Annotated in this window: 16 protein-coding genes; 8 read left to right on the forward strand and 8 right to left on the reverse strand. The window is 39.2% G+C overall.

The annotated features are described in order from the left end of the window. The first annotated feature begins 6 nt into the window (after positions 1-6). Positions 7-759: a hypothetical protein gene (locus ACQK2H_RS12875; protein ID WP_425391852.1), complete on the forward strand. Its 753-nt coding sequence runs from the start codon at positions 7-9 to the stop codon at positions 757-759. Positions 760-789: 30 nt separating this feature from the next. On the opposite strand, the gene ACQK2H_RS12880 is transcribed toward ACQK2H_RS12875, so the two are convergent. After that, positions 790-1,836, reverse strand: coding sequence for an AI-2E family transporter (locus tag ACQK2H_RS12880; protein WP_425391853.1), 1,047 nt, complete (start codon positions 1,834-1,836; stop codon positions 790-792). A 152-nt stretch (positions 1,837-1,988) separates the two neighbouring features. On the opposite strand from ACQK2H_RS12880, the gene ACQK2H_RS12885 reads away from it, so the two are divergent. Continuing rightward, entirely contained in the window at positions 1,989-2,993 is a 1,005-nt protein-coding gene (locus ACQK2H_RS12885) for a S41 family peptidase (RefSeq protein WP_425391854.1), read from the forward strand. A gap of 21 nt (positions 2,994-3,014) precedes the next feature. Here the strand turns inward: ACQK2H_RS12885 and ACQK2H_RS12890 are convergent, their stop codons facing one another. Further along, positions 3,015-3,578 (reverse strand): DUF3109 family protein, encoded by a 564-nt coding sequence (locus ACQK2H_RS12890; RefSeq protein ID WP_425391855.1) that lies wholly within the window; start codon positions 3,576-3,578, stop codon positions 3,015-3,017. 111 nt (positions 3,579-3,689) lie between these two features. Between ACQK2H_RS12890 and ACQK2H_RS12895 the strand changes: the two genes are divergently transcribed. Further along, complete coding sequence (locus ACQK2H_RS12895) at positions 3,690-4,259, forward strand: YceI family protein (protein ID WP_425391856.1); 570 nt, start codon at positions 3,690-3,692, stop codon at positions 4,257-4,259. A gap of 225 nt (positions 4,260-4,484) precedes the next feature. Here ACQK2H_RS12895 and thiL read toward each other — a convergent pair whose 3' ends face one another. Then, positions 4,485-5,516 carry a thiamine-phosphate kinase gene (thiL, locus tag ACQK2H_RS12900; RefSeq protein ID WP_425391857.1) on the reverse strand — a complete coding sequence of 344 codons (1,032 nt, stop codon included), beginning with the start codon at positions 5,514-5,516 and terminating at the stop codon, positions 4,485-4,487. An 89-nt stretch (positions 5,517-5,605) separates the two neighbouring features. Further along, the gene (gene mce, locus ACQK2H_RS12905) at positions 5,606-6,010 is read right to left on the reverse strand and encodes a methylmalonyl-CoA epimerase (protein WP_425391858.1); all 405 of its coding nucleotides are present in this window, start codon (positions 6,008-6,010) and stop codon (positions 5,606-5,608) included. A gap of 167 nt (positions 6,011-6,177) precedes the next feature. On the opposite strand from mce, the gene ACQK2H_RS12910 reads away from it, so the two are divergent. The 3 genes from ACQK2H_RS12910 to ACQK2H_RS12920 are packed head-to-tail and all read left to right on the forward strand — an operon-like array spanning position 6,178 to position 7,475. Further along, positions 6,178-6,585, forward strand: a complete 408-nt coding sequence (locus ACQK2H_RS12910; protein ID WP_425391859.1) for a hypothetical protein — start codon at positions 6,178-6,180, stop codon at positions 6,583-6,585. Continuing rightward, complete coding sequence (locus ACQK2H_RS12915) at positions 6,585-6,911, forward strand: HesB/IscA family protein (RefSeq protein WP_425391860.1); 327 nt, start codon at positions 6,585-6,587, stop codon at positions 6,909-6,911. The genes ACQK2H_RS12910 and ACQK2H_RS12915 overlap by 1 nt, the downstream gene beginning before the upstream one ends. Positions 6,912-6,941: 30 nt before the next feature. Continuing rightward, a complete protein-coding gene (locus ACQK2H_RS12920) occupies positions 6,942-7,475 on the forward strand; it encodes a hypothetical protein (RefSeq protein WP_425391861.1) in 534 nt (177 codons plus the stop codon). On the opposite strand, the gene ACQK2H_RS12925 is transcribed toward ACQK2H_RS12920, so the two are convergent. Then, entirely contained in the window at positions 7,476-7,892 is a 417-nt protein-coding gene (locus ACQK2H_RS12925) for a hypothetical protein (protein WP_425391862.1), read from the reverse strand. A 126-nt stretch (positions 7,893-8,018) separates the two neighbouring features. Between ACQK2H_RS12925 and ACQK2H_RS12930 the strand changes: the two genes are divergently transcribed. Continuing rightward, positions 8,019-8,444: a MarR family winged helix-turn-helix transcriptional regulator gene (locus ACQK2H_RS12930; protein ID WP_425391863.1), complete on the forward strand. Its 426-nt coding sequence runs from the start codon at positions 8,019-8,021 to the stop codon at positions 8,442-8,444. Further along, positions 8,441-9,151, forward strand: coding sequence for a hypothetical protein (locus tag ACQK2H_RS12935; protein WP_425391864.1), 711 nt, complete (start codon positions 8,441-8,443; stop codon positions 9,149-9,151). The genes ACQK2H_RS12930 and ACQK2H_RS12935 overlap by 4 nt, the downstream gene beginning before the upstream one ends. A 31-nt stretch (positions 9,152-9,182) precedes the next feature. Here the strand turns inward: ACQK2H_RS12935 and ACQK2H_RS12940 are convergent, their stop codons facing one another. The 3 genes from ACQK2H_RS12940 to ACQK2H_RS12950 are packed head-to-tail and all read right to left on the reverse strand — an operon-like array spanning position 9,183 to position 14,075. Further along, positions 9,183-11,069 (reverse strand): amidophosphoribosyltransferase, encoded by a 1,887-nt coding sequence (locus ACQK2H_RS12940; RefSeq protein ID WP_425391865.1) that lies wholly within the window; start codon positions 11,067-11,069, stop codon positions 9,183-9,185. Then, positions 11,062-12,495: an NADH-quinone oxidoreductase subunit N gene (locus tag ACQK2H_RS12945; RefSeq protein ID WP_425391866.1), complete on the reverse strand. Its 1,434-nt coding sequence runs from the start codon at positions 12,493-12,495 to the stop codon at positions 11,062-11,064. The genes ACQK2H_RS12940 and ACQK2H_RS12945 overlap by 8 nt, the downstream gene beginning before the upstream one ends. Next, positions 12,492-14,075: a complex I subunit 4 family protein gene (locus tag ACQK2H_RS12950; RefSeq protein WP_425391867.1), complete on the reverse strand. Its 1,584-nt coding sequence runs from the start codon at positions 14,073-14,075 to the stop codon at positions 12,492-12,494. Before ACQK2H_RS12950 ends, ACQK2H_RS12945 begins: the two co-directional genes overlap by 4 nt. Positions 14,076-14,077 lie beyond the last annotated feature (2 nt).

Below are 14,077 nucleotides of genomic sequence, written 5' to 3' on the forward strand. Positions count from 1 at the left end.
TTAGCTATGAGCAACGATATCACTATTGTCAATCAACACTTGAAATTCTCCAAAGTAACGCTCAAAGAACCTTTGACGAGTGGTTTCATTCTTATTTCAGCAGAAGTAGATAAGCGAACCTCTTTTTGGGGTGAGAGCTCCACTAAACAACAGTTGTTACGAGAAATCAAGTCGTTAACGCATGAGCTGAAGAAAGAACCCGATGTTTTAGAGGTCACTTTGTTCAAAGCTTCCCTATTCCCTCCAGGCAGAGATGGCGGTTATTTACAAAAACTAAATAAAAAATTGCACAATCGATTTGATGTTATTCTTCTCATCGAACTAAGCTCATTTTCTGCAATTGAAAAGTTAAAAGACAATACCGTTTACCACTCCATACAGGAAACATTTGATGATTTGTCTTCCTTCCATTTTATCTATCATGCTGAGAACATCAGGCGAATTGATACTGTAAACCATCAAAAGAAAGGCGTTTTCTTATTCAATTACTTTGTTGCTGAAGATACAAATCAAAACCTTGATATATGGGAGTATACTGCCGGTTGGTTTCAGGATCAAACAGGGTTAGATAACTCGACCCTGTTCAGTTCGGTTGACGATAAGCCACAGGAATTCAGCGTCATAAATCATTGTCGGTGGGACAGTTTTATGAACATTATCCCCTCTTTGATTTTAAAAAAAACCTTCAAGACTTATGTTCTGGACAATTTTGAAGCAAATAACGTAGCTGCTAATCCAGTTTTATACAAACTTGCTTAATATTTGGGTATCTCAATAATTAATTCCGTGTCATGTCAAATTACTTCTTGATTTACCAGATATTAATTCCGAAATAACCTTTGTTCGTTCAGATTGATCAAAGAGGATTTTAAGAAATACGGTAATTGGGATAGACATGATCAAGCCCGGGATTCCCCAAACATATCCCCAAAGCATCAGCATTATCAATATCGTGATCACATTGATTGAAAATGATTTTCCCATAAAAATGGGCTCTAAAACACCTCCAAATAAAGTTTGAATTGCTGTGGTAGTAAGAACGAATAAAAAAAGCACAGATGCCGCCTCTATTTCCACAAAAGCAAAAATAGCCAGGAGAACTACGGTGATTACCGAACCAATCATTTGAAGGAAATTGATCATAAACGCAAACAACCCCCAAAAGATGGGAAAGCTTACACCAAAACCCCAACAGGCAATTCCTATGCCTATACCGGTGAATAAGCTTAGAAAGAATTTTACCTTAATAAAGGTAATCAACTCCTTCTCTATCTTCATGAAGGTTTTAACTGACGAAAAATGTTGCTTCAGAATAGTGCTGTTCAATACTTTTTGCATATCAATAGAACCTGCAAGAAAGAGGACAACAAAGAATATCGTGACAAGTGTCATTGATACGGTATCAGTTATAAAGCCCACTGTAGGAGCAAAGTTTTTGATAACAGTATCCTTTTCAATCAGTGAACCTAAGGTATCCTCTCCCTGCAAAAAATCAATGCCGAAGAATACTTCAAGTGAGTTTAACAGTGTCGTGAGTTTTAGCTTCGCTTTTTCAAAAAAGACATTGTCAGTCGCTAAGATTTCCCGGCTGGAAAGTTGAATCAATTCACCACTTAGCTTAAAGAAAGTTGCAATGATTAGAATTACGATCGTGATGCTCAAAATCTTAGGCACACGTTTTTTCTTAAACCACCTCATCAGTGGTAAAAAAAGCAATGCGATGAACATCGAGGAAACCAGTGGAATGAAAATAAATGAAAGCGTTTTAAGTAAATAAAACACCATCGGCACGACGAGAATTAAAAGTAAGATGTTGGTGGTTTTTCTATCGTTCATGCTCATGGAATTGACTACTAGGAAAAGTAATGCCAATCGGTATGGATTAGTTCAACCTTACTTCTTTAGCAAGCATCCGCTCACAACAATGAGAGTTTCTTTTACATTTAATTATTAGACAATTAAATTAGAAGTATTTTCTAGAGTTTTCAATGTGTCATTACAAGCAAGTAATACTTAGAGTATCGAGAGGAGTTCTTTTTTTAGCAATACTTGTCCTTTTTAGTACATGTATTGATAAAGATGAGAACATTGAGCCGTACACAGGAACTAAGGTGCTTAGAGATGTTTTATCAACGATGCAAAATCACTCTTTGCATAAGCATAAAATAAACTGGGACGAATTTAGAGAGCAAGTCTATGCTGAAATTGATGGAACCCGTACCTTAAATGATATCTATCCAGGTATAAAGAAAGCCCTTACCTTATTAGATGACAATCATAGTTTTTTCACTAGGCATGATTTACAAGCAATTAGAGGTGAGAGCGAGATTTTCTGTGAGATTCCAGAACTTTCAAGACCTCTCCTCCCTGAGAAAATAGGATATGTTGAGACTGTTGGAGCTACATTCACGCAAGATCCACAAAGAGGTAAAACCTATGCTGAGGAAATAAGAAAGCAAATTACAAATCAGGATGACGAAGATTTAATTGGATGGATAGTCGATTTGCGGAGCAACTGGGGAGGTAGTGTCATGTATCCAGCCATTGCAGGACTTGGACCAATACTTGGTGAAGGAATAGCAGGATACTTTATAGATGCTGATAGTGTTGTAACATCTTGGAGCTATAGAGACAATTCGGCCGTGTATGATGAAAATAGAAGGCTTGCATCATTAGAAGATAATTATGAGTTAAAGAAGAAAAACCCGAAAGTTGCTGTATTAATAGGTAATGGTGTTGCCAGCGGAGGGGAAGCAGTCGCTATCAGTTTTATTGGAAGAGAAAACACCAAAACCTTTGGAAAACCTACTTGTGGTTTAACCACAGGAAATGCATTGTTTACTTTTGATTACAATACTTCATTGTCTCTCACAGGTGTTTATATGGCTGATAGAAATGGTAAAAATTATAATGGAAACCCAATTATCCCTGATGTCATAGTAAATGACTCTCTGATTATACAGGAGGCAATAAAATGGCTTGAAAGCGACTAAAGCATAAAAAGGACACTTAGATTACTTCTTTTCTACCTTCTCCACTAACTCCGCATACCAACTCTCTCCATACTTCCGGATCAGAGCGTCTTTAAGGAACTTATAGACAGGTACTTTCAACTCTTTCCCAAGATCACAAGCAGGTGAACATATCTGCCATCGATCGTAATTAAGCGCTTCAAAATCAGGGAGTTTTGCTACACGTATTGGATACAGGTGACAGGAGATGGGTTTCTTCCAATCTGTTTTACCATCCTTATGTGCCTGTTCAATGCTGCATTTCAATATCCGGTTGTCATCATAAAAAGCAAAGGCACATTCTTTCCCATTGATGGTGGTGGTAGAATAATCTCCATCCTCATCCAGGAGGTAGCCTCCCTCCTTTTCCAATACCTCAATGGCTTCTTTTGTCAGGTAGGGCTTCACTAGCTCTATCACTTTTTCAATCTCTGGTAATTCCTCCTTTAGCAGAGGTGCCCCAAGATCTCCTTCCACACAGCAGGCTCCTTTACATTTTGTCAAATCACAAACAAACGCCTCATCAATCACATCATCAGAAACCAGCGTCTTCCCTACCTCAATCATATATTCAAATTTTCTTCAAAATTATGGAACATTTTTGAACTTATATCGTTTCGTGCTTGTACATTATATGTAGTTACATTTATTTTGAAGAGAAATTAAACACACAAAACCATGATTAAAGCATTTATCATTTTCGCAGCATTACTTAGCAGTGACGCTAAGGAAATGAAAGTAAATACAGCAGAGAGCGTAATTACCTGGACCGGTAAAAAAGTAGTGGGCAAAAGCCACAATGGAACATTGAAACTCAAAGAAGGAGCACTTCAAATGGATGGCAATAAGCTTACCGGTGGTTCTTTTGTAATTGATATGAATTCGTTGAACAACGAAGATCTGTCTGGGGAATGGAAAGCTAAATTAGAAGGGCATTTAAAATCTGATGACTTCTTTAGTGTTGAAACTTACCCAACAGCCGAATTTGTAATCACAGAAGCAAAAAGCACAGGTAAAAACAGTTATGACATCACAGGTGATGTTACTATTAAAGGAAAGACAGAAACGATTTCTTTTCCAGCTACCATCAAAGAAAATGGAGGAAATTATGAAGCAACTGCTGATTTAAGCTTCGACAGATCAAAATTCGACGTGAAATATGGATCTGATTCATTCTTCGATGATCTGGGCGACAAAGTAATTGAGGATAATATTGACCTTTCGGTCAAACTTATTGTAGGTAAGTAAGTTATTAAGATTAAGTAGTAGTAGTGATTAGGTGATTGGGCCGCACGGAGTTCTTCCGGCGGCCCTTTTTTATGATCATTGATTAGTCGTCCCACCACTCAAAGTGGTTGGACGACTTTTTATTAAAAGTATACCTCCATGAAAGAAGGTCAAGTGTTATTATTTAATTACAGCTAGCCACACCCCTATAATCCCCTCAAGGGGATATTTGGCAACTAACAAATATCAAAAATGCTTCCAACCCTGTGCCTGTAACTCCACCACATTCTGACTCCTGGTCACGAACGTTTTCCCTTTTGATTTCGCCTGCATATATCCAATCGTATGGATATCCGCATGATTCTTAATCTTCTCAAAGTCATCCTGACCTATTGTAAATAACAACTCGTAATCTTCTCCCCCATTCATTGCACAAGAGTTCGGATCAATGCTAAACTCAGCAGCAGTTTCGAAGGCCTGCTTTTCAATTGGAAGTTTATCTTCATAAATAGCCACGCCAAGACCTGACTGCTTACATAAATGAAATGCTTCTGAAGCTAACCCGTCAGACACATCAATCATTGAAGTAGGCTGTATGCCCAAATCTTTGAATTCATGAATGATATCCATTCGAGCTTTCGGTTTCAATTGCCTTCCTACCACATAATCATACTTATCAAGCTTTGGCTGCATGTCCGGGTTAGCCAGATACTCTTGCTTCTCTCGCTCTAAGATTTGCAATCCAACGAATGCACCACCAAGATCTCCTGTCACACAAAGGATGTCATTTTCCATCGCACCATTTCGATAGACAATACGATCCCGGTCTACTTCTCCCAGAGCGGTCACTGAAATCACAAGTCCGGAAGCAGAAGAGGTTGTATCTCCCCCTACCAGATCTACGTTGTATTCTTCACATGCGGCTTTTATGCCCTCGTAGAGCGCCTCTACAGCCTCCACTGAGAAGCGGTTACTTAGACCAAGATTAACCGTAATCTGAGTTGGAGTACCGTTCATAGCGGCAATATCGGAGATGTTAACGGCTACAGCTTTGTAACCCAGATGAGGTAAAGGCATATAAGAAAGATCAAAGTGCACGCCTTCCAATAGCATATCCGTAGTAGTGAGAAGGTATTTATCACCTAAATCAAAAACTGCAGTATCATCGCCGATTCCTTTGATTGTCCTTTCATTTTTAGGCTCAAACTTTTCAGCGATTCGGTCTATCAATCCAAACTCACCAAGCTCTCCTATTTCTGTTCTTTTTTCTTTGCTCATTAATCTCGCATTAATGTCATTCTGAGCGCAGCGAAGAATCTCATCATATTGTGAGATGCTTCCTTCGTCAGCATGACAGTTCTAAATTTTTATCTTATTTCCTGACATAGCTCTACCAATACACCATTTGCTGATTTGGGGTGGACAAAACATACCAATTTATTATCTGCTCCTTTTGAAACCTCTGGCCTGGTAAATTGAAATCCCTCCTTTTGCAATCTTTCTAGCTCATAGTGTATATCCTCAACCTCAAATGCGATATGATGAATACCTTCACCCCTCTTTTCTATGAATTTAGCAATTGCACTATTCTCATCGGTCGCGCTTAAAAATTCGATTTTGGTTTGACCAACTTTAAAAAAAGAGGTGTCTACTTGTTCTGTTTCCACAGACTCTAACTTATATGGAGGCTCGCCAAAAAGCTTTGTATAAATTTCATTGACACCCTCTAGATCCTTGACTGCAATTCCAATATGCTCTACATTTTTCCACATCTTGATTATTTCTTTTAAAGTTAAAAACCAGCCCAATTGGCAGATTTTCAACTATGTCTGTACAATTTGTCGTAATAATTGGGTTGAGCATCGTGCTCAATTAGTAAGTTTGCAAAAATGCAGGAACTTTCAGTCGATCTGAAAAGTTTACCGATTAATTAAAGGAAATGGAGCTACGATCTGACATACACGTAGAGTCTGCAAAGATTCAAAATGAAATCAAGAACTTCCTGGGACTAAGAAGTGATGAGGTGATCTTTGAATTTGCAAATGTAGATGGGAAGGTCAAACTGGATTTGATTACAATCAACCCTCGGCATAATCAATCTTTTTTGTTTAAATCCATCACAGGATTTGATAAGACAGATGTCTTACACAAGATGCTCGACTATGTTCGTACCCACAAGGACAAAGAGAGTTCCTTTACGATCCAGTGGATGACGAAAGGTATGAATGAATTGCAAACCTCCTACTTCCGTGCTAAAAACATGTATGATGCTATGGATAAGCTTTACTATGGCAGAGACATGAATAATATTACAGTTTTCAGTATAGTATTAAACCCGGTGGCCTAATGATAAATGTGACTGACAAAGCGAGAGAAGAGATTGTGACCCTACTAGGAAATGAGGGCAAATCATTGGATCATAACATTCGTGTATCTGTGAAAGGCGGAGGCTGCTCAGGTCTTATGTATGACCTCTCCTTCGACCCTGAAATACAAGACTCAGATGAGGTTTTTGAAGATAAGGGGGTGAAAATACTGGTAGATAAAAAAAGCCTATTGTACTTGCTAGGAACTACCCTTGATTTCTCCGATGGATTAAATGGTAAAGGATTCCAGTTTGTAAATCCTAATGCATCCAGAACCTGTGGGTGTGGGGAGAGCTTTTCGGTTTAGTATATTATTAGATGTAGCTATTTTAGCTGCATGAAAAAATGGTCTTCAGATCGTTGGATTAGCGTAGTGGCTATAATAGCTTCATTAGGTACGCTTTTTACCATCATCTATCAAACAAAAATTTTTCGAACGCAACAATACGCTTCCGTCCTGCCATACTTAGAATTATGGAATTCAAATAGCGACGATTCGTATCGATTGATACTATTCAATAATGGAATAGGCCCTGCATTTATAGAGGAAGTGAAAATTCTCTATGATGATAGCATCTATTATATGGATCCTGCCGTTTTTACTTCAGAAGTTATCGACCCAATTGACTCCATTAAAGGAATGGGTCATTCTAACATTAAAGTAGGTCGACTGGTACCTGCAGGTGAGCACATAAACCTGGTACAGGTAATTGATGACAGCTTAAACGCACAAAAGCTGCGATCATGGTTTTCCGGAGGAGATACCACCAAGGTCAATATTCCTGAAATAGAAATCACTTACAGTTCGGTTTATGGAGAAAAATGGATGATCCAAAAATATGGTACAGACAGACCTGTAAAGCTGGAATGATTATCCTTCCTCTCGTTGCTTCATCGTTCTGGACGTCTGAACATCTGAAGTGCTATTGACACCATCCTCTTTGATCAATTCATATTGGGAATCTACAAATTTTGCACGATCGCTATAAACAGCTATCGGCGTTTTTAGCATCTCTAGATTAGAGGCGAGATAGTCAAGAAAATCATGACCATCCAAATTCATCACCTCACTAAAGTGAGACTCCTTGTCAGTTCTCATCAATTCTTTATCAGACACAGCAAGACGAGTTGCCAAATTGCTCAATTGAAGTTGAGTCATTTCATCCTTGGTCACATCCAGTTCCTTAACTTCGTAATGCTTGAGAGATTTGATGTATGCAAGTCCCTCTCTTTGCTGCATATCTGACGAGTCGTATATAAATAGTATTTCGTTTTTGCTAACCTTCATACCCTATTAAGTGATTTGAAGGTCAAATTGTTTCCAAAATACATTTTCAGTTCATATTTCTAAAATAAGTTAGGTGGATAGCAACTACATCAAATATTTATCGTAAAGTTGTATATACAACTTATTATGAATTATCCTCTATTAGACTCTACTGACCCAACTACCTGCCTATCAGGGAAGATATCTCGAATAAGCAGAATAACTGCAAACATCTTTAGGAAGCACATCAAGACCTATGGGCTTTCCAATAGTCAAATGAGCTTACTATTCGTCCTTTCTAAGCGGAGAGATTTAACTCAAAAAGAATTGTGTGATATACTCTTCATGGAAAAATCTACGCTCAACAGAAACTTGAAACGGCTGGTTGATCACGGATATGTCACGAAGAAAGATTTTCCTGCCTTTAACATCACTGAAGTAGGAAAAGCACATCTTGAACAAGCCATACCAGCCTGGAGACATGCGATGAAAGAAATACGCTCACTTCTGCTTGAAGATGGTGAAGAGGCTGTAGATACCATTTTAACTAAACTAAAACAATCACAACTATGATGCTCAAACTAGGTTACATAGGACTTACAATCGCTGTATGCGTATTACTCATTCAGTTTGGGTTTACTGCTATCGATAAAGGATTTGATACCTCTAAAAGGAAGAGAAAAAAAACTCAACTTGTTGTTGGAATTATTCTTTGGCAAATCTATTTGATCCTCGTTGGTTCTTCAGATTTCATTCAATCCTATTCATTCCCACCTCGATTTGCCTTAACAATGATTATTCCTGCGTTCATTTTTACAGGAGTATTTGTTTATCATAACAGAAATGAAAAATGGTTGCTTCACCTTCCAACAAGATCTATCTTCTACTTCCAATCTTTCAGAATTTTGGTTGAAAGCTTATTCGTTGCTTCTGTGTCAGCTGGCATTCTACACAAAGAAGCAAGCATAGAAGGTTATAATTATGATATGGTTTATGCGATTACAGTGCCTATTGTTGGCTTGATCGCTTTTAGTGGAAAGTCTACAAACCTGAAGCTTGTAAAGCTATGGAACTATCTGGGTCTATTGGTTTTAGCCACCGTCATTTTTGTATTTATGACTAGTGTGTACAAGCCTGACCTTTATGGAGCAAATGAGCCTTTACTGCCCTTAGTAGCTATGACTTACCCTTACATGTTGGTTGCAGGAAGCCTTATGCCGGTTGCTGTATTCATGCATGTACTTTCAATTGCTCAGCTAAATAAATTGACTAGAAAGTAAAGACACACATAAAGGTGGTGAGTAAGGCGTTCTAATAAGCTCTGACTTCTATCCCTTTCATAAAGTTGATGAATGCTTTATTTACCACCTTATTTCCTCCGGGTGTTGGGTAATCACCAGTAAAGTACCAGTCTCCCAGATGGTTAGGACATGCTTTATGCAGGTTTTCAACCGTTTGGTAAACGACCTCCACCTCAGCCTTCATGCCTATAGGTTTAACAATTTCCGTGATTTTTTGGGAAATTTCTTCATCTGTGAACTGTTCGTACAATTCGTTCACATGGTTAGCAGGATATGCTTCTGACTGACTTGCTAAACATTTGTCAAACACGACATCCAGCAATTCTTCTTTGTTGTGATCCTTTAACAGTCCCAGCACAGCTCTGAAGGCAAGAAACTCTTTCATCTTACTCATATCAATGCCGTAGCAGTCAGGGAACCTGATCTGAGGAGCAGATGAGACTATAACAATCTTTTTTGGCTCCAGTCTATCCAAAAGTGTAAGTATGCTTTTCTCCAGTGTGGTCCCTCTAACAATACTATCGTCAATCACAACCAATGTATCAGTGCGCTTATTGATGACTTCATAGGTGGTATCATATACATGAGAAACCAATTCATCTCTCCCCTTATCATCCGTGATGAATGTTCTTAGCTTAGCGTCTTTTAGTACAAGCTTTTCAACCCTGGGCTGAAAATTGAGCATATCTTCAATGGAATCAGGAGATGGTTTTCCTTCTAGAATTACCTCCATGCGCTTGGCCACCAGGTATTTGTCAACGCCTCTCATTAACCCCAGGAAAGAGGTCTCTGCAGTATTTGGAATGTATGAAAAGACGGTATTTCTAAGATCGAAGTTGATGGACTTTAAAACCTGGGGCACCAATAGCTCTCCAAGTTTCTTTCTTTCCTGATAGATATCCGGATCTGTTCCTCTGGAGAAATAAATACGCTCAAAAGAGCACGATTTTCTTTCGATAGGCTCGATAAACTGCTTTTGCTCATATCCGCCATCTTTAGATATAATCAGTGCGTGCCCCGGCTTGATCTCCTGAATATCAGTATACTCACAACCAAAAGCAGTTTTAATGGCTTGTTTTTCTGATGTAACGACCACTACTTCATCGTCTGCATAATAATAAGCAGGCCGTATTCCTGCCGGATCCCTTGCGACGAATGAAGCTCCATAGCCAATGATTCCGGCCATGGCATAGCCACCGTCAAAATCACGGCATGAACGATGGAGTACACGCTGAAGGTCTATTTCTTCTTCAATTTTATAGGTGATCTCTTCGTTGCTGAGGTCATCCTTATACTTATCAAAAATTCGCTGATTTTCCTCGTCCAAAAAGTGACCTATTTTCTCCATCACGGTGACAGTATCCACTTTATCTTTTGGAAACTGTCCCAATCCTACCAGGATATTAAATAGCTCTTCCACGTTAGTCATGTTGAAATTACCTGCCATGACCAGGTTTCTACTTCGCCAGTTGTTTTGTCTTAAAAATGGATGGCAATTTTCAATGCTGTTTTTACCATGCGTACCATACCTTAAATGACCAAGCCATACTTCACCGGTGAAAGCATAGTTTTCTTTCAACCAACTAGCATCTGTTTCATCTCCGCTCGGATCCTTTTTAGCCTTGTAGTACTTCTTGCTAATCTTACCGAAAATCTCTTCGATCGGGTTGGAATTGATCGTTCGGTATCTGGAAATGTATCTCAGTCCAGGTGGGAGATCAATTTTTATACTGGCCACCCCTACTCCGTCCTGCCCTCGATTACTCTGCTTTTTCATAAGCAGATACATCTTCTTGGCTGCATAAGCAGGCGTGCCGTATTTGTCAATATAATATTGGAGGGGTTTCCTAAGGCGGAGGTGGGCTATACCACATTCGTGTTTTATCGGGTCACTCATGGACGTTGTTAACCAATTGTTGCGCTTCCATTACCAACTGAGGTACAAAGAACAACAATAACAGGACAATACAGAAAAGAGTTGCTAAAATTTTCGTTGAGTTTTTGAAATTGAAAGACTTAAGGTCTTCCGGTTGACTCAAAAAAATCTGTTTTGGTATTTGAAGGTAAAAGAATAGTGACCCAACAGTGGCTAGCACAGCTACAATTAAATACCATAGATAAATGGAATTTTCAGCTAGTTGATAATTTTCCCATAAGTTGGTAAACAAGAAAAACTTAGCTGTAAATCCTGCTACTGGAGGTATTCCAATAAGCGAAATCAAAATGAGCGTGAATGAGGCCCCCAACCAAACAGACTTATTGGTATTTGCATAATCACTCACTGTATTGACTTCTTGTCTTTCATAAATATCCAGCAGGTAAAATGCGGCCAAATTCATAATTGCATAAACAACTGCATAATACCAGAAAGCTTCTTGGGTAAAGTCATTTCCCATCAGGGCAAACGGTAAAAGAAACCCTGAATGTGCAATTGCGCCAAAACTTATCATCCTTCGAGCATTTTGCTGGAGAAGGGCTCCAAGTGTCCCAATAATTAGTGTGATCATCCCCAAAACCATTACAAGCTGAATGACCCAATGATTTTCCGAGAACGAGTTGGTGTCGAAGATTCGCATCAAAAGAACCAGTCCCGCAAGTTTTGGCACAATGGACATGAAAGCAGTAGCATCTGGTGGGGCAGCCTGATAAGTGGCAGGCACCCAAATGTGCGATGGAGCCAATGATATTTTGAAGAAAATGCCAAACAACAGAAAAATAAAACCTACCTGAGACAACAGACTATCAAATGTTTGCGTACCCCACTCCGATATAAAAAATGTGCCTGTTGTACCATATATCAATCCCAGCCCAAAGAGCATGACAGCCGAGCTGATTGCTCCAAAAAGCAAATACTTAATTCCAGCTTCGAATCCACGCTTTTTAAAAGTGAAATTCGTAAGGACATATGAAGCTAGTGAGGCAAGCTCTATCGAAAGGTAAATGATCAATAGACTGTTGGCTTTCATCATGAAAGTACTTCCAACCAACATTGCCAATATGAAAAAATAGAATTCGCTCAAGTGCCTCGACGACCGATTGAATATTAAAAGAAGAAATGCCACCAAAATAAAAATAGCCGTGAATGATCGTGACAATCGGGTTAATTGAAGGCTTTCTTCCAGTATAAAGCCATCCAGGTTACTTGAAAGATTTAGATAAAATGCTAATAAAATGACAACTAAGAAGCACCCCTTTAAAACCCAATTATTCTCCTTAATAAGTCCAAGAATTAAAATCAAGATTGCACCAAGAATCAAGGTACTTTCTACCCATACTCCCTGAAGGTCATTAAGAATGCCGGTTAGTTGATCATTCAAGTTCATTGAGTGAATTGGCTAATCTGCTTCATGAAAAATTCAATGGTTTCATTGGAGTAGTCCAACAACAGACGTGGGTAAATACCTAAGGCGATTACCAAAATGACCAATGGGATGAGCATCAGCTTTTCCCTTGCCGTAAGGTCAAACATTCGCGACTCCCATTCCGATTCCCTAACAAAGTATTTACCGTAAAACATTCGTTGAATGGTCCATAGGAAATACGCGGCAGAGATGGCAATCCCCAATATAGCCAGCATGCCGATCCAAAGCGATAATTCATTGCTTCCAAAAGCCCCCATCAAAACCATCAATTCTCCCACGAAACCTGAAAGTCCGGGAAGTCCTAATCCCGCAAAAAAGAAGATTGCCATAAAGAAGGTGTATATCGGCATTCTACTTGCAAGTCCACTAAAATTCTCCATTTGTCGGTTTCCGGTTCGGTCGTAAATGACTCCTGCAATTAAGAATAAGGCAGGAGAAATGAGGCCGTGAGAAACCATATGAAACAAGGAGCCTGAAAATCCAACGGCCGTTAAAGAAGCGAGCCCTACCAGGACAAATCCCATGTGAGATACCGATGAATAGGCTACCATACGTTTCAGATCACGCTGTGCCAATGCATTCATTCCACCATATAAAATGGAAATAACGCCCAAAACAGCAACAAATCCCGCATATTCAATGGCGATATCCGGGAAGATACCGTAGGCTATTCTCAGTAAGCCATAGGCTCCTACCTTTAGTAGAAGTCCTGCTAAAACCACTGAAATTGGGGTTGGTGCCTCCACGTGTGCATCCGGAAGCCAGGTATGAACAGGTACTGCCGGGAGTTTAATTCCAAATCCGATAATTAAGAATATAAATGCGAGTACTCTGGCTGAATATCCAAAGATCAACTGGGGTGAAGATGGATCCAATACAGATCCGGAATCATAAACCCCATCCATCATCTTAACCAAACTAAATGTGTTTGTATCTCCATCTACAACGCTTAGGTACAGTCCGATCATCACAACCAGAATGAATAGCGAGCCTAATAAGGTATAGAGAAAGAACTTGATGGAGGCGTACGACCTCCTTTTACCTCCCCATATTCCTATAAGAAAGAACATAGGAAGTAGCATGAATTCAAAGCATAGATAAAAAAGGAAAAAATCCAACGAAATAAAGCACCCGATAATACTTGAACTCAGCACCAGGTAAAGGATATGATAGCCTTTTGCCTTTTCTTGAATATTCCACGAGGAAATAACCCCGATCAGTAAAACAAAGCACGATAGTACCACGAGTGGCATACTGATCCCATCAACTCCCAGAAAATACTGAATCTTGATGGAGCCAATAGACCCTAGTGACATATTGATCCAGTCTGTCTGCTCAATAAATTGGAACATGCCCTCCCAACTTTCAGCGTTCAGGCTTTTATCAAAGTTTATGGCCAATATTACCGATAGAATCACTTGGATCGCAACTGCAGCAAAAGAGAGTCTTCTAAAGATTTTCCATCGCTCTGCAGGGATAAAAAGCATCACAAAGGCAACCAGCAACGGAAAGAGAAAAATGTAGGTCAGGGTGTTTTGCATTG

Origin of the sequence: Ekhidna sp. (assembly GCF_965228795.1) — a bacterium.
Lineage (GTDB): Bacteria > Bacteroidota > Bacteroidia > Cytophagales > Cyclobacteriaceae > Ekhidna.